Source organism: Acinetobacter kyonggiensis, assembly GCF_900107285.1.
GTDB lineage: Bacteria > Pseudomonadota > Gammaproteobacteria > Pseudomonadales > Moraxellaceae > Acinetobacter > Acinetobacter kyonggiensis.
This window is the reverse complement of record NZ_FNPK01000008.1, coordinates 1-12623: the sequence shown is the minus strand read 5'-3', so window position 1 is coordinate 12623 and position 12623 is coordinate 1. Positions and strand designations below refer to the sequence as shown.

Genomic DNA, 12623 nt, shown 5'->3' with positions numbered 1-12623 from the left:
TCAGAGCCTATTTTTAAAAGACTCATTCAATATCCCCCTCAAATTCTAGAATAGGCTCTCCAATTTCCGCGCATAAAAAAAGACGCCCGAAGGCGCCTTTCTCACTCACTTAACTTAAGAATTAAAATTCTTGGTTAAATGCTTGGCTTAATGCTTGATCTACATCAGAAAAGTCATTTACAAGTTCGTGTTCAGCAGCTTCTGCTTCTTGACGACGACGTTCTAAATGATACGCAAGACCTGTACCCGCTGGAATCAAACGACCCACAACCACGTTCTCTTTCAGACCGCGTAATTCATCTTCTTTACCTGTCACAGCCGCTTCAGTTAACACACGTGTGGTTTCCTGGAACGATGCAGCAGAGATGAACGAGTCAGTCGAAAGCGATGCTTTAGTAATACCCATCAATTGACGTTCATACTTCGCAGGGAACTTGTTCTGAGCAAGTACAGCTTGGTTTTCAGCAACCATGCGGATGTAATCCACTTGTTCGCCTTTAATGAAGCTGGTATCACCACCATCGGTGATTTCAACTTTACGCAACATTTGACGTACGATGACTTCAATGTGCTTATCGTTGATTTTTACACCTTGCAGACGGTAAACGTCCTGAACTTCATTTACGATGTAGTTCGTTAACGCTACTTCGCCTTTCAGACGTAAGATGTCATGTGGGTTTTGTGGGCCGTCAGAAACGGTTTCACCACGGTTCACATGCTCACCCTCATACACGTTCATGGTACGCCATTTCGGAATCAACTCTTCATAAATTTCAGAGCCGTCATCTGGTGTAATTACTAAACGGTTTTTACCTTTGGTCTCTTTACCGAAGCTTACAACACCTGAAATTTCAGCCAAGATTGCATGTTCTTTCGGTTTACGTGCTTCGAACAAGTCAGCTACACGCGGTAGACCACCGGTAATGTCACGTGTACGTGAAGTTTCTTGTGGTACACGACCAATAACGTCACCCACACCAATTGTTTCGCCATCACGGACAGAAAGAATCGTGTTTTGTGGCAAGAAGTAGAATTGTTCGCCACCATCAGTGGTATCCAATACGACCGCAGGACGCATATCTTTACCTGACGCAGGACGTGAAGTCACTGGTAAGATTTCAATCGTCGTCATACCTGTTGCATCATCAGTTTTCGATGTCACGGTTACGCCATCAGCAATTTGGCTGAAACGTACTTTACCAGCAACTTCAGTTACCAATGGATGTGTATGCGGATCCCAAGTTGCAACGATGCCGCCAGCTGCGACTGCTTCGCCATCTTTCAAGATGATCGACGCACCGTATGGGATTTTGTAGCGTTCGCGTTCACGACCTAAGTCATCCGCAATACCAATTTCACCTGAACGAGACGTTGATACCAAGTGACCTTTGGCATGTTGTACCGTTTTCACATTATGGAAACGTATAGTACCTTTGTTACGTACTTGAACACTGTTTGCAGCAGAAGTTCGGCTTGCAGCACCACCCACGTGGAATGTACGCATGGTTAACTGGGTACCCGGTTCACCAATTGATTGTGCAGCCATAACACCTACAGACTCACCAGGATTTACCTGATGACCACGTGCAAGGTCACGACCATAACATTTCGCACATACACCGAAAGTCGATTCACAAGAAACCACTGAACGTACTTTAACTTCATCGACACCCGCTTCTTCAATGAAGGCAGCAAGTTTTTCGTCAATAAGTGTATTACGTGGAAGAATAACGTCGTCAGAACCAGCACGCTTCACATCTTCAGCAACCACACGACCCAGAACTCGTGCACCCAAGTTCTCGATGACATCGCCACCTTGAATGAATGGAGTCATCACCAGACCGCTTAAAGTACCGCAATCAGGTTCATTGATCACCAAATCCTGCGCAACGTCTACAAGACGACGCGTCAAGTAACCCGAGTTCGCAGTTTTAAGTGCTGTATCGGCCAAACCTTTACGTGCACCATGTGTTGAAATGAAGTACTGAAGTACGGTCAAACCTTCACGGAAGTTTGCTTTAATTGGGGTTTCAATGATCGAACCATCTGGTTTCGCCATCAAACCACGCATACCCGCAAGCTGACGAATCTGAGCTGCCGAACCACGGGCACCAGAGTCAGACATCATGTAGATACTGTTGAATGATTTTTGCTTCTCATCTTCACCCTGTTTGTTTTTAACAGTTGTGAAAGACAAGTTGTCCATCATCGCTTTAGCAACTTGGTCATTGGTACGCGCCCAAATATCGACCACTTTGTTATAACGTTCACCAGCAGTTACGAAACCTTGTTCAAACTGTTGTTCAATTTCACGAACTTCAGTTTCTGCTTTTTCGATAATCGTATATTTCGTTGGTGGAATAAGCATATCTTCCATACCAACAGATACACCTGAACGCGTCGCTTGACGGAAGCCCAAGTACATCAATTGATCCGCAAAGATCACAGTATCTTTAAGACCCAACTTACGGTAGCACGAGTTAATTAACTTCGAGATGTTCTTTTTATTCATCTCAAGGTTAATTTGCTGGAAGTCCATGCCTTTAGGAACAACTTCCCAAAGCAAACAACGACCAGGTGTCGTATCTACAATAATCGTTTGATCTTCACGATTACCATCTTCATCAATTACAGTTTGATGTACACGTGCTTTTACGCGAGCGTGTAAGTTCACCTGACCTGTAGCAAGCGCACGGTTTACTTCATCAGTATCCGCAAATACCATGCCTTCGCCTTTGGCATTGATTGCATCACGCGTGATGTAATACAAGCCCAAGACCACGTCCTGAGACGGTACGATGATTGGCTCACCGTTCGCTGGAGACAAGATGTTGTTGGTTGACATCATTAACGCACGAGCTTCTAACTGAGCTTCAAGTGTTAATGGTACGTGTACCGCCATTTGGTCACCGTCGAAGTCGGCGTTGAACGCAGCACATACGAGTGGGTGAAGACGGATCGCTTTACCTTCAATCAGGGTCGGTTCAAATGCTTGAAGACCCAAACGGTGAAGTGTTGGCGCACGGTTCAACATCACTGGATGTTGGCGAATCACATGAGCAAGAACGTCCCAAACTTCTGGCGTTTCGCGCTCAACCATTTTTTTCGCAGCTTTAATGGTGGTCGCTTGACCTGAAGCTTGTAGTTTCGCAAAAATAAATGGTTTGAATAACTCAAGTGCCATTTTCTTCGGAAGACCACATTGGTGTAAACGTAAAGTTGGGCCTACGGTAATTACCGAACGACCAGAATAGTCAACACGTTTACCCAATAAGTTTTGACGGAAACGACCTTGTTTACCTTTGATCATATCGGCCAAAGACTTAAGCGGACGTTTGTTCGAACCGGTAATTGCGCGACCACGACGACCGTTATCAAGCAATGCATCGACAGATTCTTGCAACATACGTTTTTCGTTACGTACGATGATGTCTGGCGCTGAAAGGTCAAGAAGACGTTTTAAACGGTTGTTACGGTTAATCACACGACGGTAAAGGTCATTCAAGTCAGACGTCGCGAAACGACCACCTTCAAGCGGAACCAACGGACGAAGATCTGGTGGAAGAACTGGTAATACAGTCAACACCATCCATTCTGGTTTGTTGTTCGACTCTTTGAATGCTTCCATCAACTTCAAACGTTTAGACGCTTTTTTAAGCTTCGTTTCTGAAGTTGTTTGTGGAATTTCTTCACGAAGACGCGAGATTTCGTTTTCAAGATCGATGTCTTTCAACAAATCTTGAATCGCTTCTGCACCCATTTTCGCGCTGAATTCATCACCGTGTTCTTCTAACGCTGTGAAGTATTCTTCATCGTTAAGAAGTTGGTATTTCTCCATCGGAGTCATACCCGGATCAGTGACAACGTATGATTCGAAATACAATACACGTTCGATATCACGTAAAGTCATGTCTAATAATAGACCAATACGAGATGGTAATGATTTTAAGAACCAAATGTGCGCCACTGGAGAAGCAAGATCAATATGACCCATGCGCTCACGACGAACTTTTGCAGTGGTTACTTCAACGCCACATTTTTCACAAATGACGCCTTTGTATTTCATACGCTTGTATTTACCACACAAGCATTCGTAATCTTTCACTGGACCAAAAATTTTGGCACAGAATAAACCATCACGTTCTGGTTTGAACGTACGATAGTTGATGGTTTCTGGCTTTTTAACTTCACCGTGAGACCATGACTTAATCATTTCTGGTGACGCAAGACCAATACGGATGCGATCAAACTCTACTGGAGCATGACCGTCTGAATCCGTCTTTTTGCGCATGATATCGAGCAAGTCTTTCAATTTTTTTCTCCGTGTGCCGAAAAGATTTTCACTTCCCGGCTGGGTCACAAATATTGTTTTTTAACTGAGAAATCTCCCCCTCTTCCCTTTTGAGGAAGCCCCTCTTTTTAAAGAGGGATTTGGGGAGATTTAATGGAGAGTCTTAGTCACCATTTTTCAGTTCAATGTTGATACCTAAAGAACGGATCTCTTTGGTCAATACGTTGAACGATTCAGGCATGCCCGGATCCATATAATGGTTGCCATCTACGATGTTCTTATAGATGCGAGTACGACCTTCAACGTCATCCGACTTCACAGTAAGCATTTCTTGCAGGGTATAAGCTGCACCATATGCTTCAAGCGCCCAGACTTCCATCTCACCGAAACGCTGACCACCAAACTGAGCTTTACCGCCCAATGGCTGTTGCGTCACAAGTGAATAAGAACCCGTAGAACGCGCATGCATCTTGTCATCAACCAAGTGATTCAGTTTCAACATGTACATGTAACCTACAGTTACTGGACGGTCAAAACGTTCACCTGTACGTCCATCATACAAGACGGTTTGACCTGTACGTGGAATGTCTGCAAGTTCTAATAATTCTTTAATTTGACCTTCATCTGCACCATCAAATACTGGTGTAGCTAAAGGAATACCTTTACGCAAGTTGCCTGCAAGAATCAGTACTTCATCATCAGTTAAGCTATCAAGATCTTCTTGCTCGCCACCAACTTTGTTATAAATCTTATCTAGGAATTCACGAAGCTCAATCACTGTACGTTGCTGTTGAAGCATCTTGTCAATTTTATCGCCAAGACCTTTTGCCGCCATACCCAAGTGAGTTTCAAGAATCTGACCCACGTTCATACGTGATGGTACACCCAGTGGGTTCAACACGATATCAACAGGGACACCATTGGCATCATGTGGCATGTCTTCGACTGGTAAGATGTTAGAGACAACACCTTTGTTACCGTGACGACCCGCCATTTTGTCACCCGGTTGGATGCGACGTTTTACAGCCAAGTAAACTTTAACCACTTTCAATACGCCAGTGGTTAGTTCATCGCCTGTAGAAAGTTTGCGTTTTTTCTCAGCAAATTTTTCATCAATTTCGATGCTCTTCTCTTTCAAGAACACTTGAATTTGAGTGAGGCGTTCCGCAATTGCTTCATCATTTGGCTGGATTTCAAGCAGATCAACAAGCTCTAAACCAGACAACATATCTTCGGCAAGTTTATCGCCACGTTTAGTTGTACCACCACCGTTCGATTCTTGACCTTTCAACAAGCGCACAATACGTTCACGTGCTGCTTCTTCGAAGATTTTGTACTCTTCTTTCAAGTCTTTACGGTAAGCATCTAACTGCGCTTTTTCAATTGCTTGAGCACGTTCGTCTTTTTCAAGACCGTCACGTGTAAACACTTGAACGTCAATCACAGTACCTTTAGTACCCGATGGAACACGTAAAGATGAATCTTTCACGTCAGCTGCTTTTTCACCGAAGATTGCACGAAGCAATTTTTCTTCAGGTGTTAATTGCGTTTCACCTTTAGGGGTTACTTTACCGACTAGAATATCGCCCGCAGTCACTTCTGCACCGATGTAAACAATACCTGATTCATCAAGTTTAGACAGTGCTGCTTCACCCACGTTCGGGATATCGGCAGTAATTTCTTCAGCACCCAATTTGGTATCACGTGCTACACATGATAATTCTTGGATATGAATCGAAGTCAAACGGTCTTCTTGAAGCACACGCTCAGATAACAAGATCGAGTCTTCATAGTTATAACCATTCCAAGTCATGAACGCGACGCGCATGTTTTGACCTAGCGCAAGTTCACCACCATCAGTCGATGGGCCATCCGCTAAGACATCACCACGACCTACTTTATCACCAAGTTTCACAACCACAGTTTGGTTAATACAGGTGTTTTGGTTCGAACGCGTATATTTAATCAGGTTGTAGATATCTACGCCCGCTTCACCCGCAATCATTTCATCTTCATTGACGCGAATCACAACACGTGAAGCATCTACGAATTCAATACGACCACCACGTTTTGCAATAACACATACACCTGAGTCACGTGCTACGTTTGCTTCCATACCTGTACCAACTAGCGGTTTATCCGCAATCAGTGTAGGTACAGCCTGACGTTGCATGTTTGAACCCATCAATGCACGGTTGGCATCATCGTGTTCAAGGAACGGAATCAGTGATGCTGCAACAGATACAACCTGTTGAGCAGAAACATCCATATGCGTCACTTTTTCAGGCGGCATACGAACGAAATCACCTTGATGACGTACTGAAACAAATTCTTCAGTCAACGTACCATCTTTATCTACACCAGAATCGGCCTGTGCAATCACAGTACCTACTTCTTCAATGGCAGATAAATACTCAATATCATCCGTTACACGACCATCTACAACGCGGCGATATGGTGTTTCTAAGAAACCGAAGTTGTTGGCTTTTGCATAAACTGAAAGTGAGTTGATCAAACCAATGTTTGGTCCCTCAGGCGTTTCAATTGGACATACACGACCATAATGCGTTTGATGTACGTCACGTACTTCAAAGCCTGCACGTTCACGTGTCAAACCACCCGGCCCAAGCGCTGATACACGACGTTTGTGTGTAATTTCAGACAATGGATTATTTTGATCCATAAACTGTGACAATTGGCTTGAACCAAAGAATTCTTTGATCGCAGCAGCAACTGGTTTTGCATTGATCAAATCTTGTGGAGACAAGTTATCTGTTTCAGCTTGGCTTAAACGTTCTTTAACAGCACGTTCTACACGAACTAAACCAACACGGAATTGGTTTTCTGTCATTTCACCGACTGAACGTACGCGACGGTTACCCAAGTGATCGATATCATCGACTTCACCTTTACCGTTACGAATTTCAACCAATGTTTTTAATACATCTGTAATATCACTGTTTGAAAGAATACCTTCAATTGCACGTGACTTCTGATCCGTACCCACATCGTATGGACGACCCAAACGACGGTTAAACTTCATACGACCCACTGGAGACAGGTCATAACGTTCAGACGAGAAGAACAAGTTGTTGAATAAGTTTTCAGCAGCTTCTTTGGTTGGTGGCTCACCTGGGCGCATTACTTTGTAGATTTCTACCAGTGCTTCTTCACGACCTGAAGTCGTATCTGCACGTAAAGAATCTGCAACGAAAGAACCACGGTCAATGTCATTGGTGAATAAGATGTTAAATTGTTTAACACCGCCTTCTGCCAATTTCACCATCACTTCATGACTAAGCACAGTATTTGCAGCAATTACATCGCCATCACGTAAAGCAACATCCTCAGCAGTGATGCGCTCATACAAGTATTCATCAGGAACAGATAGCTTCGTTAAGCCAGATGCTTCCATTTGACGTACATGACGTGCATTAATACGTTTACCTTGTTCAACAATCACTTTGCCGTCAGCATCAGTGATATCGAATTGAGCCATTTCACCACGCAGGCGTTCAGGCACAAGGTCAATTTGATAACTACCCATGTCAAGATACACAGGTACTTTTTCATAGAACATGTCTAGGACTTGTTCGTTGCTATAGCCTAATGCACGAAGGACGACAGTCGCGAGTAATTTACGACGACGGTCAATACGCACAAAAACTAAATCTTTTGCATCAAATTCAAAGTCTAACCATGAACCACGGTAAGGAATAATACGTGCTGAATAAAGAACTTTACCGCTAGAGTGAGTTTTGCCTTTATCGTGGTCAAAGAACACACCTGGTGAACGATGTAATTGAGAAACAATTACACGCTCAGTACCATTGATGACAAAGGTACCATTTTCGGTCATGAGTGGCATTTCACCCATGTACACTTCTTGCTCACGTACATCTTTAATTGATTTGGTTTCGCGATCTTTAATGATCAAACGAATTTTTACGCGCATTGGTGCCGCATAAGTCGAACCACGTAAAATACATTCACGCACATCAAACTCAGGCTTACCAAGACTATACTCAACAAATTCTAAAGCAGCATTGCCAGAATAACTTTCAATAGGAAAAACTGAACGAAATGCGGCTTGGAGACCGATATCTTCGCGGTTTTTTGGAGTTTTGCCATCTTGTAGGAATGTTCTGTACGAGTCGACTTGAATCGAAAGCAAGTACGGAGCATCCATGACGCTAGGCAATTTACCAAAATTCTTACGGATCCGTTTCTTTTCGGTATATGAGTATGCCATCTGGAGTCCTCGGAAAGTAAACTAAGCCCGCCTGCAGAACGGGCCTAGAAGGAATTACACAGGCCGATATGGCCACCACTTTTTACAAATGCTGCAATTTTTAGTGGTATTAAAACGCTTAGCAATATTTTCAAATATGAAAAAATATTGGTAAATGTTTGATATTATTGATTTATTATACTAATTGATGCTTTTTACACCAATCAAACAAAAATCGAGCCGATAATTGTAACGCAAAAAGGCTGATGACCCAAGAGCCATCAGCCAAATTTCGGGGTCAATTTAAAATTAGACCCCTAGCTAAATTACTTAACAGTAACTGTAGCACCAGTAGTTTCAAGCTTAGCTTTAAGTGCATCAGCATCTTCTTTAGAAATACCTTCTTTAAGAATTTGTGGAGCACCTTCAACTAAATCTTTAGCTTCTTTCAAGCCAAGACCAGTAACTTCACGAACTGCTTTAATTACAGCTACTTTGTTCGCACCGAAAGAAGTCAACTCAACGTTGAATTCAGACTGTTCTTCAACAGCAGCAGCAGCAGGACCAGCAGCTACAGCTACAGCAGCAGCAGATACGTTGAATTTTTCTTCAAAAGCAGAAATAAGTTCAACAAGTTCAAGAACAGTTTTTTCAGCAACTGCGTTTAGGATTTCTTCGTTTGTTAAAGCCATGAGAGTAACTCCAAATGGGTATTGAATGGTGTGAAGGTAGATTTAAGCTTCTGTAACTTCTGGAGCTTCGTTTTTCTCTTGAAGCGCTGTAAGTAAGCGACCCAATTTCGAAATAGGAGCTTGAAGAACAGATGCGAGCATAGTAAGCGCTTTTTCTTGGTTCGGAAGATTCGCGATAACACTAATTTCTTCACCTTGATAAAGTTTGCCGTCAAATGCAGCAGCCTTTAATTCAAATGCTTTGTTAGTTTTAGCGAATTCTTCGAACAAGCGTGCAGCTGCACCCATATCGTCTTCAGAAGTTGAGAATGCTAAGATTGTTGGACCAACAAGGTTGTCATTCAAGATAGAGAATTGCGTATCTTGAAGAGCACGTTTAGCCAAAGTATTACGTACAACGCGTGTAGCAACACCTAGTTTACGAGCTTCAACACGAAGAGCAGTTAATTGCCCAACAGTTAAACCTTGGTAGTCAGCAACAACGGCAGCGAACGCTGTAGAAGCAATTTCAGCTACTTCAACAACGATCTGTTTTTTGCTTTCTATAAGAAGAGCCATTGTAAATCCTCCTAACGGTGATTTATGTACTCAAACGAGTACACTCCCAATTCGTAAGTCAACAAAAATTTGACTTACACGCGGAGGAGGAATAAATCACACCACCGCGTCTACTCGGACTGGACTTTTAAGAAGTGAGTCCCGAAAGACTCTCCTCGCCCGAGGTCTTTGACGCTGATAAACTTACATCTATCAATTCAAAGTTTGCCTAATGTGTAAAACACCGCAAAACAACCAAAATGTGATTTTTTTTGCGTAAAATTTTAAGCAGTGCTTAAAATTTTAGTCAGGGCTTTAAAATTCTGTTCTATCTAATAAGTAAAAACTTAGTTAGAAACGTTTGATACATCAATAGTAAGACCAGGACCCATAGTAGAGCTCAAAGTGATCTTTTTAATGTAAACGCCTTTAGAAGTCGCTGGTTTTAATTTTTTCAAATCAACAACCAAAGTTTCAAGGTTTTGACGGATCGCAGCAGCTTCAAAGCCAACTTGACCAATCGCAGCATGAATAATACCGCCTTTGTCTACACGGTAACGTGCTTGACCAGCTTTAGCGTTGCGAACAGCGCCAGCTACGTCAGGAGTTACTGTACCGACTTTCGGGTTTGGCATTAAGCCACGTGGACCAAGAATCGTACCCAACTTACCTACAACGCGCATTGCATCTGGAGCAGCAATAACAACATCAAAGTCAAGATTACCTGCTTGAATGCTTTCAGCAAGATCATCAAAACCAACAATGTCCGCGCCTTCAGCTTTAGCAGCTTCAGCAGCAGCACCTTGAGCAAACACAGCTACACGTACAGTTTTACCCGTACCTGCAGGAAGTGTAGTCGCGCCACGAACAACCTGATCAGATTTACGTGGGTCAACGCCTAGGTTTACTGAAACATCCAAAGATTCTTTGAATTTAACAGCAGGAAGGTCGTTTAGAACTTGTACCGCTTCTTCCAAAGTATAAACTTTGTTTGCTTCAACAGCAGCAGCGATGGCTTTTTGACGTTTCGTTAATTTAGCCATGTCTTATAACTCCACTTCCAAGCCCATAGAACGCGCAGAACCAGCAATGGTACGTACACGTGCGTCTAAATCAGCACCAGTTAAATCTGGTTCTTTAGTAGTCGCAATTTCTTCTAATTGAGCGCGAGTCAACTTACCAACTTTAGTTTTGTTAGGTACAGCTGAACCCTTAGAAATACCAGCAGCCTTCTTAAGAAGAATCGCAGCAGGAGGAGTTTTCATGATGAATGTGAACGACTTGTCGTTGTACACAGTAATCACTACAGGAATTGGAAGACCCGCTTCAACTTTTTGTGTCGCAGCATTGAATTCTTTACAGAATGCCATGATGTTAACACCACGTTGACCCAATGCAGGACCAATCGGTGGAGATGGATTCGCTTTACCAGCTGGAACTTGCAGCTTGATATAGCCGTCAATCTTCTTAGCCATTTCAAATTACCTCTGGGTACAAACGCCGCTAGGCTCCCCAACGCTATTCATGTAACAAAACCGTTACAACAACAATGCCCGATCCATAACAAATCGGGCGTTTTCAACCAACCTAAATTAGTTCGCTTTTTCGACTTGACGAAATTCGAGTTCAACTTGAGTTGGTCGATTAAATACATTAATGGTCAACGTTAAACGTGACTTCTCGTATTGAACTTCTTCCACCACGCCTTTAAAATCGGTGAATGGACCGTCAACAACAAGTAATTCTTCGCCTGGTTCAAACATCGTCTTAGGACGAGGTGCTTCACCAGTATTACGTACACGCGCAAGAATCGCATCCGCTTCTTTTTGCGTAATCGGTGCAGGCTTTTCTGCAGTACCACCGATAAAACCAAGCACTTTTGGACATTCTTTTACGATATGCCAAGTATCATCATTCATTTCCATTTCGACCAATACATAGCCTGGAAAGAATTTACGCTCTGATTTACGCTTCTTACCATCCTTCATTTCCACTACTTCTTCAGTAGGGACAAGGACTTCACCAAAGCTATCGGCTACAGCGCTACGCTGGATTCGATCATTAAGTGAACGCATCACTTGTTTTTCATAACCTGAATAGGCATGAATAATGTACCAACGTTTCATAGCTCTCTTACCCGATAATAAACTTCATTAACCAGCCTAAAATGTAATCAAAGCTCCACAAAACCAGAGAAGCGATTACAACAACTGCAAGAACATGCCAAGATGTGGTCACTGTTTCTTGCTTAGTTGGCCAAGTCACACGACGTAACTCTATTCGAGCATCTTTCAATAAACGAACAAAGCCTTTGCCTTGATGGGTGGCGTATAATAAACCCAAAGCCGCTACGATACAAGCCAAAATCACACCAACGCGCACCCAAACATTATTCGCAGGTGCCCAATACGCTGGCAAATACTGACCCACCATGGTCGCACCAACCAATAAAATCAATGCGATAACCCATAGAACTATATCTACAGGGGAACCAGAATGAACAACTTCAGCAGGATTATTTCTTTGTGGAATTGGCGCTTCGCTTAATGCGTCACGCGATTTATCATTCGACATTTTTGTACTCGTCGTAGGCTTCGCGACTTATTATATGACAATTTAACCAGCATCAAGCTTTTTTTTAAAAATAATGGCAGGCCAGGAGGGACTCGAACCCCCAACATTCGGTTTTGGAGACCGACGCTCTACCAATTGAACTACTGACCTAGAGTACAAATCGGGAACCCAAGCTCCCGACCTGTAAATATTCACTTATCGTATTATGCAGTTACTTTCGCAACAACACCAGCACCAACTGTACGACCACCTTCACGAATCGCAAAACGTAGACCTGGGTCCATTGCGATTGGGTGAA

Annotated in this window: 9 protein-coding genes and 1 tRNA gene; all 10 read right to left on the bottom strand. The window is 43.0% G+C overall.

Annotated elements, in window-relative coordinates; all coding sequences use genetic code 11:
• Positions 1-121 precede the first annotated feature (121 nt).
• Positions 122-4312: a DNA-directed RNA polymerase subunit beta' gene (gene rpoC, locus BLV99_RS08070; RefSeq protein ID WP_086164756.1), complete on the bottom strand. Its 4191-nt coding sequence runs from the start codon at positions 4310-4312 to the stop codon at positions 122-124.
• 142 nt (positions 4313-4454) lie between these two features.
• Positions 4455-8543 (bottom strand): DNA-directed RNA polymerase subunit beta, encoded by a 4089-nt coding sequence (gene rpoB, locus BLV99_RS08065; protein WP_092689485.1) that lies wholly within the window; start codon positions 8541-8543, stop codon positions 4455-4457.
• Between the two features lie 305 nt (positions 8544-8848).
• Positions 8849-9214 carry a 50S ribosomal protein L7/L12 gene (gene rplL, locus BLV99_RS08060; RefSeq protein WP_086184351.1) on the bottom strand — a complete coding sequence of 122 codons (366 nt, stop codon included), beginning with the start codon at positions 9212-9214 and terminating at the stop codon, positions 8849-8851.
• Positions 9215-9256: 42 nt separating this feature from the next.
• Positions 9257-9772: a 50S ribosomal protein L10 gene (rplJ, locus tag BLV99_RS08055; RefSeq protein ID WP_086184352.1), complete on the bottom strand. Its 516-nt coding sequence runs from the start codon at positions 9770-9772 to the stop codon at positions 9257-9259.
• Between the two features lie 326 nt (positions 9773-10098).
• On the bottom strand, positions 10099-10794 hold the full coding sequence (gene rplA / locus BLV99_RS08050) for a 50S ribosomal protein L1 (RefSeq protein WP_092689482.1): 696 nt from the start codon (positions 10792-10794) through the stop codon (positions 10099-10101).
• Positions 10795-10797: 3 nt separating this feature from the next.
• Positions 10798-11226, bottom strand: a complete 429-nt coding sequence (gene rplK, locus BLV99_RS08045; RefSeq protein WP_086184354.1) for a 50S ribosomal protein L11 — start codon at positions 11224-11226, stop codon at positions 10798-10800.
• A 117-nt stretch (positions 11227-11343) separates the two neighbouring features.
• On the bottom strand, positions 11344-11877 hold the full coding sequence (gene nusG, locus BLV99_RS08040) for a transcription termination/antitermination protein NusG (RefSeq protein ID WP_004650657.1): 534 nt from the start codon (positions 11875-11877) through the stop codon (positions 11344-11346).
• A gap of 7 nt (positions 11878-11884) precedes the next feature.
• Positions 11885-12325 carry a preprotein translocase subunit SecE gene (gene secE, locus BLV99_RS08035; protein ID WP_086164762.1) on the bottom strand — a complete coding sequence of 147 codons (441 nt, stop codon included), beginning with the start codon at positions 12323-12325 and terminating at the stop codon, positions 11885-11887.
• A 74-nt stretch (positions 12326-12399) separates the two neighbouring features.
• Positions 12400-12475, bottom strand: a tRNA-Trp gene (locus tag BLV99_RS08030).
• A 53-nt stretch (positions 12476-12528) separates the two neighbouring features.
• Positions 12529-12623, bottom strand: a 95-nt coding sequence (locus BLV99_RS08025; RefSeq protein ID WP_005240168.1) for an EF-Tu C-terminal domain-related protein, incomplete at its 5' end; no start/stop codon positions are given.